This is a genomic window from Burkholderia sp. MSMB1826 (genome assembly GCF_001526325.1).
Taxonomy (GTDB): Bacteria; Pseudomonadota; Gammaproteobacteria; order Burkholderiales; family Burkholderiaceae; genus Burkholderia.
Genome location: NZ_LOYN01000010.1, coordinates 575,539 through 589,529, shown reverse-complemented (window position 1 = coordinate 589,529; position 13,991 = coordinate 575,539). Strand labels below are relative to the sequence as shown.

Sequence of the window (13,991 nt, the reverse complement as noted above, 5' to 3'; positions counted from 1 at the left end):
AGGAGAGCACATGACCATCAAGCACTGGATCGACGGCCGCGAAGTGGAGAGCCGCGAGACCTTCACGACGCTGAACCCGGCGACGGGCGACGTCATCACCGACGTCGCGTCGGGCGGCGAGGCCGAGGTCGACGCGGCCGTGCGCGCGGCGAAGGAAGCGTTCCCGAAATGGGCGAACACGCCGGCGAAGGAGCGCGCGAAGCTGATGCGCAAGCTCGGCGAGCTGATCGAGCGGAACGTGCCGATGCTCGCGGCGCTGGAGACGCAGGACACCGGCCTGCCGATCGCGCAGACGAGCAAGCAGCTGATTCCGCGCGCGTCCGAGAATTTCAACTTCTTCGCGGAAGTATGCGTGCAGATGAACGGCCGGACCTATCCGGTCGACGATCAGATGCTGAACTACACGCTGTACCAGCCGGTCGGCGTGTGCGCGCTGGTGTCGCCGTGGAACGTGCCGTTCATGACGGCCACGTGGAAGACGGCGCCGTGTCTCGCGCTCGGCAACACGGCCGTGCTGAAGATGTCGGAGCTGTCGCCGCTGACGGCCGACCAGCTCGGCCGGCTCGCGCTCGAAGCCGGCATCCCGCCCGGCGTGCTGAACGTCGTGCAGGGTTACGGCGCGACGGCCGGCGATGCGCTCGTGCGGCATCCGGACGTGCGCGCGGTGTCGTTCACGGGCGGCACGGTCACGGGCAAGCGGATCATGGAGCGCGCGGGCCTGAAGAAGTACTCGATGGAACTCGGCGGCAAGTCGCCGGTGCTGATCTTCGACGACGCCGATTTCGACCGCGCGCTCGACGCGTCGTTGTTCACGATCTTCTCGATCAACGGCGAACGCTGTACGGCCGGCTCGCGGATCTTCGTGCAGCGCACGATCTACGACCGCTTCGTGCAGGAATTCGCGCGCCGCGCGAACAACCTGGTGGTCGGCGATCCGGCCGATCCGGGTACCCATCTCGGCGCGATGATCACGCGCCAGCACTGGGAGAAGGTGACGGGCTACATCCGCATCGGCGAGCAGGAGGGCGCGCGCGTGGTGGCGGGCGGCGCGGACAAGCCGGCCGGGTTGCCCGATCGTTTGCGCAACGGCAACTTCGTGCGGCCGACCGTATTCGCCGACGTCGACAACCGGATGCGCATCGCGCAGGAAGAGATCTTCGGGCCGGTCGCGTGCATCATCCCGTTCGAGAACGAGGAAGAAGGGCTGCGGCTCGCGAACGACACGGCGTACGGCCTCGCGTCGTACATCTGGACGCAGGACGTCGGCAAGGTGCATCGGCTCGCCCGGGGCATCGAGGCCGGGATGGTGTTCGTGAACAGCCAGAACGTGCGCGACCTGCGCCAGCCGTTCGGCGGCGTGAAGGAATCGGGCACCGGGCGCGAAGGCGGCGAGTACAGCTTCGAGGTGTTCGCGGAGATCAAGAACGTGTGCATCTCGATGGGTTCGCATCACATTCCTCGCTGGGGCGTGTAACGGGAGCGGGTCGTGTTGCCGCAAGAACGAACGATTCCTTGGCCGGCACGCCGGCCAAGCATGGGGCCAGAGTAAGCGCTAAAGCGCTAACTCCGGTCGACCGCGAAGCATGGGACCGGAGTAACCGCTAAAGCGCTAACTCCGGTCGACCGCGATGCATGGGACCGGAAACCGCTAAAGCGCTAACTCCGGTCGACAGGGAGACTTGAACGATGGGCAAATTGTCCCTCGCCGCGAAGATCACGCACGTGCCGTCGATGTATCTGTCGGAATTGCCCGGCCGGCATCACGGCTGCCGTGATGCGGCGATCCGCGGCCATCAGCTGATCGGCGAGCGCTGCCGCGCGCTCGGCGTCGACACGATCGTCGTGTCGGACGTGCACTGGCTCGTCAACGCGGGCTATCACGTGAATTGCAATGCGCGGTTCGCCGGAACCTATACGAGCAACGAGCTGCCGCACTTCATCCGCGACATGCAGTACGCGTATCCGGGCAACCCGGCGCTCGGCCGGCTGATCGCGGAAACGGCCACCGCGCGCGGCGTCGCGACGCGGGCGCACGAGATCGACAGCCTCGAGCTCGAATACGGCACGCTCGTGCCGATGCGCTACATGAACGGCGACCAGCACTTCAAGGTCGTGTCGATCGCCGGCTGGTGCATGTGGCACACGCTCGACGAAAGCCGGCGCTTCGGCGAGGCGCTGCTCGAAGCGATCGAGAAGAGCGATTCGAACGTCGCGTTCCTCGCGAGCGGCTCGCTGTCGCACCGCTTCAACGACAACGGCAGCCCCGAGGAATCGATCCACGAGATCAGCCGCGAATTCTTCCGGCAGGTCGACCTGCGCGTGGTCGAGCTGTGGAAACAGGGCGATTTCAAGACCTTCTGCGCGATGCTGCCGGAGTACAACGTGCATTGCCACGGCGAAGGCGGCATGCACGACACGGCGATGCTGCTCGGGCTGCTCGGCTGGGATCGTTACGACCGGCCCGTCGAGATCGTCACCGACTATTTCGCGAGCTCGGGCACCGGGCAGATCAACGCGATCTTCCCGCTGCCCTGAGCGTCGCCGCCCGCCCCGCATTCGAATCCGACCGGAGACCTGCCATGCCACACATCGTCGTCGAATACACCGCGAACATCCGCGACGACGCACGCATTCCCGTGCTGCTGCACACGATCAACGCGACGCTGATCGCCCAGGGCGGCGTGTTCCCGACCGGCGGCATCCGTTCGCGCGCGATCGAGCTGCGCGACTACTGCGTCGCCGACGGCACGGAGGACGACGCGTTCGTCCACGTGACGCTGAAGATCGGTTCGGGCCGCACCGACGCGCAGAAAAAGGCCGCGTGCGACGCGCTGTTCGACGCGATCAAGGTGCATTTCGCCGAGTTGTACGCGACACGCTACCTTGCGCTGTCGATGGAACTGACCGAGTTCAGCGAAAGCGGCTCGTACAAGCACAACAACATTCACGCCCGCTACAAGCGGGCCGGCTGAACGCGATTCCCGATCCGACCATGCTCGAACCCGCCATCATCGACCAGCTCGCGCACCGTCTGCACGACGCCGAACGCGCGCGCACGCAGATCCGCCAGATCTCGCTCGACCATCCCGACATCACGATCGACGACGCGTATGCGATCCAGCGCGCGTGGGTCGCCCTCAAGCTCGCGGAAGGCCGCACGCTGAAGGGGCACAAGATCGGCCTCACGTCGAAGGCGATGCAGAACACGTCGCAGATCGACGAACCCGACTACGGCGCGCTGCTCGACGACATGTTCTTCGAAGACGGCGGCACGATCCCGACTAGCCGCTTCATCGTGCCGCGCGTCGAGGTCGAGCTCGCATTCGTGCTCGGCAAGCGGCTCACCGGCCCGAACTGCACGATCTTCGACGTGTACGACGCGGTCGATTACGTCGTGCCGGCGCTCGAGATCATCGACGCGCGCAGCCAGTCGATCGACCCCGACACGAAACGGCCGCGCAAGGTGTTCGACACCATCGCCGACAACGCGGCGAACGCGGGCGTCGTGATCGGCGGCCGGCCGGTGCGCCCGCAGGACGTCGATTTGCGCTGGGTGGCGGCGATCATGTCGCGCAACGGCGTGGTCGAGGAAACCGGTGTCGCGGCCGGCGTGCTGAACCATCCGGCGAACGGCGTCGCGTGGCTCGCGAACCGGCTGTCGCGCTTCGACGTCGCGCTGGAGCCGGGGCAGATCGTGCTCGGCGGGTCGTTCACGCGGCCGTGCGCGGCGCGTTCGGGCGATACGTTCAGTGTCGATTACGGCCCGCTCGGGACGATCCAGTGTTACTTCGAATGAGGTGAGCGAACGATGCAGATTTCGTCGAATGTCTTCAAGGCCGCGCTCGCGCGCGGCGATGCGCAGATCGGGTTGTGGCTCGGCCTCGCGAATCCGTACAGCGCCGAAGTCGTCGCGGGCGCCGGTTTCGACTGGTTGCTGATCGACGGCGAGCATGCGCCGAACACGGTGCCGACGATCCTCGCGCAACTGCAGGCGATCGCGCCGTATCCGTCGCATCCGGTCGTGCGCGTGCCGTGGAACGATCCGGTGATCGTCAAGCAGGTGCTCGATCTCGGCGCGCAGACGCTGCTCGTGCCGATGGTGCAGAGCGCGGACGAAGCGCGTGCGGCGGTGGCCGCGACGCGTTACCCGCCGCACGGCATTCGCGGCGTCGGCAGCGCGCTGGCGCGTGCGTCGCGGTGGAATCGCGTCGGCGAGTACCTGCATCGCGCGAACGACGAGATGGCCGTGCTCGTGCAGGTCGAGACGCGCGCGGGGCTCGACGCGATCGATGCGATCGCGCGGGTCGACGGCGTGGACGGCGTATTCATCGGGCCGGCCGATCTGGCCGCCGATCTCGGTCATCTCGGCGATCCCGGGCACCCGGACGTGCAGGCCGCGATCGACGGTGCGATCCGCGCGATCCAGGCGGCCGGCAAGGCGCCGGGCATCCTGAGCGCGGATGAAGCGGCCGCGCGGCGCTATCTGGAAGCGGGGGCGCTGTTCGTCGCGGTCGGCGTCGATACGACGCTGCTGGCGCGGAGCGCGGAACGGCTCGCCGCGCAGTTCAAAAGGGCCGGCGGCGACGCCGCGAAGCAGGGCGACGGCACGTATTGACGCGGCGGCAGGCGGTGGTCGTGTGCCGCCCGCGGGCTTTGCGCCACGCGGTTTCGTGCACGCGCATGGCCGCGCCTATCCTTTCGTGCCCCGTCCCGCCTCCATATATCGTCCCGGCGTCGTTCCCAGCGCGCGTCGGAACATGTCGATGAACGCGCTCACGTTGTCGTACCCGAGATCGAGCGCGATCGTCGTCACCGGCGCGCCATCCGCAATGCGCTCGAGCGCCCGCAGCAGTCGCGCCTGCTGACGCCACTGCGCGAACGTCAGCCCCGTCTCGGCGACGAAGCGGCGACTCATCGTCCGTGCGCCGATGCCGGCCCATTCGGCCCACTCCTCCAGCCGCCGGTCGTTCGCGAGATCCGCAGCCAGCGCATCGGTGATCTTCACGAGCCGCGGATCCCGCGGCCGGACCAGGCCCAGCGCCTCGGCTTCCGATGCCGCGATTTCATCGAGGATCACGTCGGCGATCCGGGCTTGTGCGGCATCCAGCTCGGCATCGCCCCAGCTTGCCGCGCGCTGCACGGCTTCGCGCAGCAGCGGCGTCGTGCGGATCGCGCGCGGCGTGGCCGGCAGCGCCGCGCAGCGCGCTTCGGCGACGAATGCCGACCAGCCGGCAATCGGCCCGAACGAGCGCAGCGAATGCCGGTAATGCGGCGGAATCCAGATCGCATGGATCGCCGGCACGACCCATTCCTGATCGTCGAGCCCGATCGTCACCAGACCGCTCAGCGCGCCGACGAGCTGGCCGCGCGCATGCGAATGCGACGCGGTGATGCGCGGGGCGCGTTGCGACAGGATGGCGGCGACCACGAACGGGCCGTCGTCGGACGTGACGAAGCGGGCGGGCAGGAGCGGATCGGACATGGCCGGATATCGGTATCGAATGGCCGTTATACCGGAGATCGGCCGGTTTTGCACGCCTACACTGCGTCCATCGATGACAACCGGAGCAAGACGCGATGCGAGCCGAACAGATGCTTCCCGACCATGCCGACCGGGTCGATGCCGGCGGAACGACGATTCGCAAGGGGACCGTTGGTGCGTTTCTGGTCAACGCACGGGTGTTGACCGATCCCAACGCCGCGCCGGCGGAGCGGGCGCGTGCGGAGGCCGATGCGATCGACGCGTTGCCTGCGCTGCGAGCGCTCGGCCTGTTCGACGTGCTGGAAGTACGCGATCCCGCGCTGCGCGCATGGCTCGATGCCCGGTAAAGACCCATCTTCCCGAATTGAAGGAACCACCATGAAAGCAGCAGTCGTGACGGGCGCCGGCGCGCGTCCCGTTCATACGGAGTTCGACGCGCCGCCCGCGATGCCGGGCCACCGCCTGATCGACGTGACGGCGTCGGCGTTGAGCCGGCTTGCGCAGGGGCGCGCGGCCGGCACGCATTACTCGTCGGACCGACGCTATCCGTTCGTCGTCGGTGTCGACGGCGTAGGGCGTCTCGACGACGGTCGGCGCGTCTATTTCTTCGGCGCCCCGGCGCCGTTCGGCGCGATGGCCGAACGCACGATCGTGCCCGATACGCAGTGCGTGCCGCTGCCCGACGCGCTCGACGACGTCACGGCCGCGGCGATCGCGATTCCGGGGATGTCGTCGTGGGCGGCGCTGACCGAACGCGCGCGGCTCGCCGCGGGCGAGACGGTGCTCGTCAATGGCGCGACCGGCACGTCGGGGCGGCTCGCGGTGCGGATCGCGAAGCATCTCGGCGCGGCGAAGGTCGTCGCGACCGGCCGCAACGCGGCCGCGTTGCAGGCGTTGCTGAATGCCGGCGCGGACGCCGTGGTGTCGCTGCAGCAGGACGACGCGCATCTCGCGCGGGCGCTCGAACCGCATTTCCGCGCGGGCGTGGATGTCGTGCTCGATTATCTGTGGGGAGCCAGCGCGCAGACGCTGCTGGTTGCCGGCGCGAAGGCGACCCCCGATGGCCGTCGGCTGCGTTTCGTGCAGATCGGCTCGATCGGCGGCGCGGACGTGCTGGTGCCGGGCGCCGTGCTGCGGGCGACCGCGATCGAACTGATGGGCAGCGGGATCGGCAGCGTGTCGCTGCCGCGCTTGCTGGCGTCGGTGCGCGGCGTATTCGAAGCGGCCGGGCCGGCGGGCCTGACGATCGACACGCGGGAGGTGCCGCTGTCGGACGTCGGCGAACACTGGGGCGATACGAGCAGCGTGGTGCGGCCGGTGTTCACGATGCGTGGCGATTGAACGGAGCATCGCCACGCGGCGAGCCGGCGAGCCGGCGGGCCGGCGGATTGCGCGGCAGCGTCGGGTTGTTCGCCGTCGCGCCGCCTCGCGTGGCGTGAAAGCAGGCGGGCGGCCGACCGCCCGCCGACGCCGGCCGCGTCGGCGTCAGAACCGCTGCTGAATCCCCGCCGTGACCCCGACCTGCGTCGTGCCATACCCCGCGAAATCGCGCGACACGCCGACCTTCTGGTCGTGTTTCGCGATCGCGAACGCGCCGGCCGCGTACAGCACCGTCCGCTTCGACAGCGCGTAGTTCGCACGCATCGACACCAGCGTCGGATCGGCGTCGCTGCCGCCCTTGATGTTCTGGTGATAAACGGCCGCGATCAGCGAGAACGCCGGCGTGAACTGATACGACCCGCCGAGCCAGACCATGTCGCTCAACTGGTTCGCCGCCGTGGTGCGGAACGTGCGCTTGTAGTTGCGGTAGCCGGCCATCGTCTTCAGGTTGCCGAAGTCGTAGCTCAGGCCGGCATGGATTCCCTGGATATAGTCGACCGTATCGGCCGGCGTGACGCTGTCGGCCGCGCCGTTCTGCCGGTCGAACGTGACGACCGCCGCGAACGGTCCCTTCTCGTAGCCGACCGCGAAATCGTATTTCGAACTGGTTTTCATGCTGCCCGGCACGTTGCCGAAGCCGTACAGCGCGCCGAACTTGAAGCCGCCGAATTCGCCGTCGTAGCGCACCGCGTTCGACGAGCGCGTGAACATGCCGTCCTTGCGGCCGCCCGTCGCCATCGACGACGACGCCCACGAGTAGTTCTGCGCGTAGCCCATCGGGTCGAACGGCAGCATGTAGTCGTAGGTGACGGTGTAGTTGCGGCCGAGCGTCAGTTCGCCCCATTTGCTCTTCAGGCCGACCGTCGCGCGGCGCGCGAAGATCGAGTCCGGGCCGTCGTCGAACGCGCCGTTCGCGAGATCGATCCCGCTTTCGAGGCGGAACACGGCCTTCAGCCCACCGCCGAGATCCTCGACGCCGCGCAAGCCCCAGCGCGACGTGTTCTTGTTCCCCGACTTGAGCTTGACCGAATTGCCGCCTTCCGGCGCCGCGTGGTTGGTGAATTCGATGCCGGCGTCCATGATCCCGTACATCGTGACCGACGACTGCGCGTGCGCGGCCGGCACGGCGATACAGGCCACTGCAGCCGAACCGGTAAGGACTACTGTGCGAATGGAACGTTCTGCGCGTGAATTCATTTTGACGGTGTCTCCTTGGTTTGTTCTGGGTGGGGTGAAACGGAAAACGGGTACTCGGCGCGCCGTCGGCGAATGCCATGCAGCGTCCGCCGATGCGAGGCCGCAACGGATGCGTGCGTGACTGCATGCGCGGCGGCACGCGGGCCGCCGCAAACGGATCAGCCCGCTTTCGCGAACGCCCAGCAGTCGTTGGTGGGGAATTCGATCCAGTGCTTGCCGGCCGCGCGCGGCACATGGCCGAACGCGCGCAGGCGCATGTCGCCGCAATGGAACAGGTATTCCCAGCGGTCGCCGAGATACATCGACGTGACGAGGTCGGCCTGCAGCCGGTTCGCACCCGGGCCGTCGGCTACCTGCACGCGTTCGAGGCGAATCACGGCCTGCGCGTCCTGACCCGGCGCGAGCGTGTCGCGGGCGACCGCGCGCAGCTCCCAGCCGTCGCCGGCGAGCGTCACGCATTCGCCGTCGATCGCGGCGACGCGCGCGTCGATCCGGTTGTTGCTGCCCATGAATTCGGCGGTATACAGCGAGCGCGGCGCGCCGTACAGCTCGGCCGGCGTGCCTTCCTGCTCGATGCGGCCGTTGCGCAGCAGCAGGATGCGGTCGGACATCGCCATCGCTTCGGTCTGGTCGTGCGTCACGCACAGGGCAGACAGCCCGAGCGACACGATCAGCTCGCGCAGCCACGCACGCGCTTCCTCGCGCAGCTTCGCGTCGAGGTTCGACAGCGGCTCGTCGAGCAGGATCACCGGCGGGTTGTAGACGAGCGCGCGAGCGATCGCGACACGCTGCTGCTGGCCGCCGGACAATTGATGCGGAAAGCGTTCCGCGAGATGACCGAGGCCGAGCTGGTCGAGCGCGGTCTGCACGCGGCGCTTCTGTTCGGCCGGCGCCACGCGCCGCAGCTTGAGGCCGTACCCGACGTTGTCGGCGACGGTGCGGTGCGGCCACAGCGCGTACGACTGGAACACGAGCCCGAGCGAGCGTTGCTCGACCGGCAGGTCGACGCGTTGCGCGCCGTCGAAGAACACGCGATCGTCGAGCTGGATGCGGCCGTCGGACGGCTGTTCGAGGCCGGCCACCGCGCGCAGCAGCGTGGTCTTGCCGCTGCCCGACGCGCCGAGCAGGCACACGACTTCGCCGGCCTTCAGTTCGAACGACACGCCCTTGAGGATCGGGTTGGCGCCGTAGCTGAGGTGCAGATCGTCGACGATGAGCTTATCCATGAAGTTTCACTCCGAAGCGCAGGGCCACGCCGAGACCGGCGCCGACCATCGCGATGTTGATGACAGAGAGCGCGGCGACCTGGTCGACGGCGCCGGTCGCCCACAGCGATACGAGCAGCGCGCCGATCACTTCGGTGCCGGGCGACAGCAGGTAGACGGCGGTCGAGTATTCGCGCTCGAAGATCATGAAGATCAGCAGCCACGCGGCGAGCAGGCCGAAGCGCACGAGCGGCAGCGTCACGTCGAGCGACACGCGGCTGCGCGTCGCGCCGACGCTGCGGCCGGCTTCCTCGAGCTCGGGGCCGACCTGCAGCAGCGCGCTCTGGATGAGCCGCATCCCGTACGCGAGCCACACGACCGTGTACGCGATCCAGATGCTCCACATCGAGTTCTTCAGCTCGCGCAGGCCCGGCACGAACAGGAAGATCCACAGGAACGCGAGACCGGCGAGCAGGCCCGGCACCGCGCGCGGCAGCAGCACGAGATAGTCGAGCAGCCTGGTCGCCCAGTCGGGGCGGCGGTGGCCGGCGAACGCGACGAGCGAGTAGAAGCCGATCGCGAGCGCGCCGCCGATCACGCCGATGCCGAGCGTGTTGACGATGGCGCGCACCAGGTTGTCCTGTTCGAACAGCTCGATGAAATTCGACAGCGTCAGCACTTCGACGAGCGCGACGCCTTCGCCCCAGTTGGTCACGAACGCACGCAGCACGATGCCCGAGATCGGCACGATCACGGTCAGCATCAGCCACAGCGCGACGATCGCGAGCGCGACCCAGCGCCACACGCCGAGCGGCAGCACCGTCGCGCGGCCGGCCTTGCCCTTCACGGTGACGAAGCGGTTCGCGGTCTTCAGCAGGCGGCGCTGCAGCAGCACGAGCGGGAACGTGATCGCGACGATGCACACGGCGACCGCGGCCATCAGGTGATACGACGGCACGCCGAGCTTGTTGGTCAGCTTGTACAGGTAGGTCGCGAGCACGAGGTGGCCTTCCGGGTCGCCGAGCACGAGCGGCAGCCCGAACACCTCGAAGCCGAGGAAGAACACCAGCACGCCGGCGAACAGCAGCGCGGGCATCGTCATCGGCAGGCTCACGTCGAGCGCGACGCGGAACGGTCGCGCGCCCGTCACGCGCGCGGCTTCCTCGACGTCCGAGCCGAGGTTGCGCAGCGCGGCCGACGAATACAGGTACACGTGGGGCACGTGCGTGAGGCCGACGATCACCGTGATCGCGAAGACCGAATAGACGTTCCAGGGCACGTTATGCACCCCGAACCATTCCTTGAACCACACCGAGTAGAAGCCGACCGGGCCGGCCGCGACCACGTAGCCGAACGCGAGCACCATCGGCGACACGAACACCGGCGTGAGCAGCAGCGGTTCGACCCAGCGGCGGCCGGGCAGGTCGGTGCGCACCATCAGGAACGCGAGGACGCCGCCGAGCGGGATCGAGATGAACAGCATCCCGCCGGCGATGACGAACGAGTTCTTCACGGCCGACCAGAAGTCGGGATCGCTGAAGACGAAACGGAAGCCCTCGATGCCGAGCGTTTTGTTCGCGTCGAAGAACGGCGCGGACAGCAGGCTCTGGAACAGGATGAAGCCGAGCGGCAGCGCGACCGCGACGGTCAGTACCGCGACGACGATCCAGCGCAGCATGCCGGCGAGCGGCTGCAGGCTGCTGACCGGCAGCGCGGGAATCGCGTCGCGCGGGCCGGTGGCGGGCGGAACGGCCGGTGCCGTGCCGCGTGTGCTGGTTGAAAGCATGAGTTCGCCCCTGCGGCCATCCGGATGGCCGCCTCTAGGAAGTCGGTAAGGGGAAGGGGCCGCCCGCGCGACGTGCGGCGGGCGGCCTGGATCGGCCGGAGCCGATCAGCCGATCAGCTCTTGATCGCCTGCTGCCATTGCTTCAGGAACGCGAGGCGCTTCGACTGATCGAGATAGACGAGCAGGCCGGTGCCGATCTGGATCGGCTTCAGCGAATCGCCGAGCTCCTTCGTGAGGCTCGCGGCCGACGTTTCGCCGGTCACGTCCGTGCGGATCGCGTACAGGTTCGCCTGGTTGGCGATCATGGTCTGGCCGCGCTTCGACAGCAGGTAGTCCACCCACAGCCTGGCGGCGTTCGGGCTTTTCGCCTTCTTCGAGATCGTCGCGAGCCGGCTCACGATCTGCGTGTAGTCCTTCGGAAACACGTAGCCGATCGACTTGTCCTTCTTCGCCTTCGCGTACGCATACGAACCGATGATGTTGTAGCCGATCAGGTTCTCGCCCGACGAAATGCGCTCCATCATCGCGCCGGTGCTCGACTGCAGCTTCGGGCCGGTCGCGCCGATCGCCTTCACGAGTTCCCATGTGACCTTCTCGTTCAGGTGCGCGTCCTGCGTCAGTGCGTTGAAGCCGACGCCGGATTTCTCGACGTCGTACGTCGTGAGCTTGCCCTTGAACTTGTCCGGTTGCGACGCGAGCAGCTTGATCAGCTCGGCGCGCGTCTTCGGCACCTCGTTCTCGGGAATCAGGCGCTTGTTGTAGACGATCGCGAGCGGCTCGAACGTCGTGCCGTACGCCTGCTTCTGGTACTGGGCCCATTGCGGCACGTTCGGGCTTTCCGGCGAATCGTAGGACGCCATCAGGCCGTCGTTGACGAGCTTGACCTGCAGGTCCATCGCCGAGCTCCACAGCACGTCGGCGCTGGTGCTGCTCGCCGCGTTCTCGCTGATGTAGCGGTTGTACAGCTCGGTGCTGTTCATGTCGTTGTACTCGACCTTCACGCCGTACAGGCTTTCGAAGTCCTTGATCAGCGGGCGCACGAGGCCCGTGTCGGTCGTCGAGTAGACGATCAGTTTGCCTTCCTTCTTCGCGGCGTCGATCACGCCCTGGTAGTTCCCCGGGTAGCCGGCCGGAACCTGCGCGACGGCGCTGCCGGCGGCGGTGCCCAGAACGACCGCGAGCGCGGCGGCGAGGTGCTTCGGTGCAAACGGCATGTCTTCCTCCAGTTACGCTTATGTGTTGTTCGAGTGCAGCGGATGGTAATTGCGGGGCACTTTCAGCCCGCTTTCATTTCCGTTCACAATCGCGCCGTTCATGTCATGGATTTCCCGAGGTCGAAGCGGCGGCCGCGGGTTCGCGGCGCGCGGCAACGCTTGAAAGGGCGCGGACGGGCTATGCGGACGCGGCCAGCAGTTGTCCGAGGAGGCGGCCGCCATGCCGTGCGTGCGCGGCCGTCAGCGCGGCATATCCGACGACGACGCCCGCTTCGCACCGGGCGCTTCGACAGAAGCCGCGAATCGGCTGCAACGCGACGCCGGCCGCGCGGGCTTGCGCGACGCAGGCTGCTTCGTCCATGCCGGGCGGCAGCCACAGCACGAAATGAAAGCCGGCGTGCTCGCCGGACACCGTGTACCGGCCGCCGGCATGCTTCGCCAGCTGGTCGAGCACGATGTCGCGCCGCTGGCGGTACGCGTGGCGGGCGGCGCGCAGGTGCTTCGCGAAATCGCCGTGCGCGATGAAGCGGGCCAGCGCGAGTTGCGGCGCCGCGCCGACCGAGCGGGCGGTCGCATGCCAGACGGCGGACAGCGCCGGCCGCAGTTCCGCCGGCACGACCATGAACCCGATGCGCAACCCGGAAAACAGCGTCTTGTTGAACGACCCGCAGTAGATCACACGATCGCACGCGTCGAGCGCTTTCAGCGCGGGGAGCGGGGCGGTCTGGTAGCTGAATTCGCCGTCGTAGTCGTCCTCGACGATCCACGCGCGGTTGCGCTGCGCCCAGTCGAGCAGTTCGAGCCGGCGCGAAACCGACATCGTGACGCCGAGCGGCGCCTGATGGGCCGGTGTCACGTACGCGGCGCGCGCATCGGGATGGCGATCCAGCGATGCGGTGTCGATGCCTTCCCGATCGACCGGCACGTCGATCACGGTCGCGCCCGCGATCGTGAAGATCTGCCACGCCGACGCATAGCCGGGATCCTCCATCAGCACCGTCGTGCCGGGCGCGAGCAGCGTGCGTGCGACGAGGTCGATCGAATGGCGGATGCCGGTCGTGATGACGATGTCGCCGGCCTCGCACGGGATGCCGCGGTATTCCCGCAGGTACGCGGCGATTTCGGCGCGCAGGCTTTCGACGCCCTGTGCCGGCGTCGCGCCGAGATCGTCCGCGGTCGCGGCAAGCAGGCTGGTGCCGAGCGCCTTCTTCCATTGCTGCATCGGCAACAGGCCGGGATCGGCGAGCCGCGCGACGAACGGGACGCCGGGACGCACGCCTTGCTCGGGCTCGGCCGGGGCGGCCGGCGTGGCGGGCGTGGCGGGCGTGGCGGGCGCGGCGGGCGCGGCGGCACGGCGCGGGCGGTCGTCGCGCGAGCGCGCGGCCGCGCGCAGATAGCTGTCCGGCACGACCGCGCACACGCGCGTGCCGGATCCCCGCGTGCGGGCGATGTAGCCCTCGGCGCACAGGATGTCGTACGCCGCTTCGACGGTGCCGCGCGCGACATCCCAGCGCGCGGCCAGCGTCCGGCTCGACGGCAGCGGGCCGTCGCCGGGCAGCAGGCACTTCAGGATCGCGTCGCGAATCGTGTCGGCGATGCATGCCTGCTTCGACTGCGGGCTGCCGCCCGACAGCCCGGGCGGGCGTGGCAGGTCCAGCGGAGTCGCGGCTTTGCCTCGCGGCATAGTGGTCCAGTCGATGGTCGATTTAATGGTCCTTCAGCTTATA

Annotated in this window: 13 protein-coding genes; 7 read left to right on the top strand and 6 right to left on the bottom strand. The window is 68.1% G+C overall.

What is annotated here, in order from left to right:
• Positions 1-10 precede the first annotated feature (10 nt).
• The 5 genes from hpaE (at position 11) to hpaI (ending at position 4,615) form a co-directional block, all read left to right on the top strand.
• Positions 11-1,474: a 5-carboxymethyl-2-hydroxymuconate semialdehyde dehydrogenase gene (gene hpaE, locus WS95_RS04660; RefSeq protein WP_059783680.1), complete on the top strand. Its 1,464-nt coding sequence runs from the start codon at positions 11-13 to the stop codon at positions 1,472-1,474.
• Positions 1,475-1,686: 212 nt separating this feature from the next.
• A complete protein-coding gene (hpaD, locus tag WS95_RS04655; RefSeq protein ID WP_034204956.1) occupies positions 1,687-2,535 on the top strand; it encodes a 3,4-dihydroxyphenylacetate 2,3-dioxygenase in 849 nt (282 codons plus the stop codon).
• Positions 2,536-2,579: 44 nt separating this feature from the next.
• On the top strand, positions 2,580-2,972 hold the full coding sequence (locus tag WS95_RS04650) for a 5-carboxymethyl-2-hydroxymuconate Delta-isomerase (RefSeq protein ID WP_034204955.1): 393 nt from the start codon (positions 2,580-2,582) through the stop codon (positions 2,970-2,972).
• Positions 2,973-2,992: 20 nt separating this feature from the next.
• The gene (hpaH, locus tag WS95_RS04645) at positions 2,993-3,796 is read left to right on the top strand and encodes a 2-oxo-hept-4-ene-1,7-dioate hydratase (RefSeq protein WP_059500669.1); all 804 of its coding nucleotides are present in this window, start codon (positions 2,993-2,995) and stop codon (positions 3,794-3,796) included.
• Between the two features lie 12 nt (positions 3,797-3,808).
• A complete protein-coding gene (hpaI, locus tag WS95_RS04640; RefSeq protein WP_059822537.1) occupies positions 3,809-4,615 on the top strand; it encodes a 4-hydroxy-2-oxoheptanedioate aldolase in 807 nt (268 codons plus the stop codon).
• A 75-nt stretch (positions 4,616-4,690) separates the two neighbouring features.
• On the opposite strand, the gene WS95_RS04635 is transcribed toward hpaI, so the two are convergent.
• Complete coding sequence (locus WS95_RS04635) at positions 4,691-5,482, bottom strand: AraC family transcriptional regulator (RefSeq protein ID WP_059822535.1); 792 nt, start codon at positions 5,480-5,482, stop codon at positions 4,691-4,693.
• Between the two features lie 95 nt (positions 5,483-5,577).
• Between WS95_RS04635 and WS95_RS04630 the strand changes: the two genes are divergently transcribed.
• On the top strand, positions 5,578-5,829 hold the full coding sequence (locus WS95_RS04630; protein WP_034204951.1) for a hypothetical protein: 252 nt from the start codon (positions 5,578-5,580) through the stop codon (positions 5,827-5,829).
• 31 nt (positions 5,830-5,860) lie between these two features.
• The gene (locus WS95_RS04625) at positions 5,861-6,823 is read left to right on the top strand and encodes a quinone oxidoreductase family protein (RefSeq protein WP_059822533.1); all 963 of its coding nucleotides are present in this window, start codon (positions 5,861-5,863) and stop codon (positions 6,821-6,823) included.
• Positions 6,824-6,967: 144 nt separating this feature from the next.
• Here the strand turns inward: WS95_RS04625 and WS95_RS04620 are convergent, their stop codons facing one another.
• The 5 genes from WS95_RS04620 to pdxR form a co-directional block, all read right to left on the bottom strand.
• Positions 6,968-8,059, bottom strand: a complete 1,092-nt coding sequence (locus WS95_RS04620; protein WP_034204949.1) for a porin — start codon at positions 8,057-8,059, stop codon at positions 6,968-6,970.
• 158 nt (positions 8,060-8,217) lie between these two features.
• A complete protein-coding gene (locus WS95_RS04615) occupies positions 8,218-9,285 on the bottom strand; it encodes an ABC transporter ATP-binding protein (protein WP_034204948.1) in 1,068 nt (355 codons plus the stop codon).
• A complete protein-coding gene (locus WS95_RS04610) occupies positions 9,278-11,050 on the bottom strand; it encodes an ABC transporter permease (RefSeq protein WP_059822532.1) in 1,773 nt (590 codons plus the stop codon). The genes WS95_RS04615 and WS95_RS04610 overlap by 8 nt, the downstream gene beginning before the upstream one ends.
• Before the next feature lie 113 nt (positions 11,051-11,163).
• On the bottom strand, positions 11,164-12,264 hold the full coding sequence (locus WS95_RS04605) for an ABC transporter substrate-binding protein (RefSeq protein ID WP_034204946.1): 1,101 nt from the start codon (positions 12,262-12,264) through the stop codon (positions 11,164-11,166).
• 178 nt (positions 12,265-12,442) lie between these two features.
• On the bottom strand, positions 12,443-13,948 hold the full coding sequence (pdxR, locus tag WS95_RS04600) for a MocR-like pyridoxine biosynthesis transcription factor PdxR (protein WP_059822530.1): 1,506 nt from the start codon (positions 13,946-13,948) through the stop codon (positions 12,443-12,445).
• Positions 13,949-13,991 lie beyond the last annotated feature (43 nt).

Coding starts and splice junctions, on each gene's coding strand:
- WS95_RS04610 (WP_059822532.1), bottom strand. CDS start 11,050: ATGCTTTCAACCAGCACACGCGGCACGGCACCGGCCGTTCCGCCCGCC.
- WS95_RS04605 (WP_034204946.1), bottom strand. CDS start 12,264: ATGCCGTTTGCACCGAAGCACCTCGCCGCCGCGCTCGCGGTCGTTCTG.
- WS95_RS04615 (WP_034204948.1), bottom strand. CDS start 9,285: ATGGATAAGCTCATCGTCGACGATCTGCACCTCAGCTACGGCGCCAAC.
- hpaE (WP_059783680.1), top strand. CDS start 11: ATGACCATCAAGCACTGGATCGACGGCCGCGAAGTGGAGAGCCGCGAG.
- hpaH (WP_059500669.1), top strand. CDS start 2,993: ATGCTCGAACCCGCCATCATCGACCAGCTCGCGCACCGTCTGCACGAC.
- hpaD (WP_034204956.1), top strand. CDS start 1,687: ATGGGCAAATTGTCCCTCGCCGCGAAGATCACGCACGTGCCGTCGATG.
- WS95_RS04620 (WP_034204949.1), bottom strand. CDS start 8,059: ATGAATTCACGCGCAGAACGTTCCATTCGCACAGTAGTCCTTACCGGT.
- pdxR (WP_059822530.1), bottom strand. CDS start 13,948: ATGCCGCGAGGCAAAGCCGCGACTCCGCTGGACCTGCCACGCCCGCCC.
- hpaI (WP_059822537.1), top strand. CDS start 3,809: ATGCAGATTTCGTCGAATGTCTTCAAGGCCGCGCTCGCGCGCGGCGAT.
- WS95_RS04650 (WP_034204955.1), top strand. CDS start 2,580: ATGCCACACATCGTCGTCGAATACACCGCGAACATCCGCGACGACGCA.
- WS95_RS04635 (WP_059822535.1), bottom strand. CDS start 5,482: ATGTCCGATCCGCTCCTGCCCGCCCGCTTCGTCACGTCCGACGACGGC.
- WS95_RS04630 (WP_034204951.1), top strand. CDS start 5,578: ATGCGAGCCGAACAGATGCTTCCCGACCATGCCGACCGGGTCGATGCC.
- WS95_RS04625 (WP_059822533.1), top strand. CDS start 5,861: ATGAAAGCAGCAGTCGTGACGGGCGCCGGCGCGCGTCCCGTTCATACG.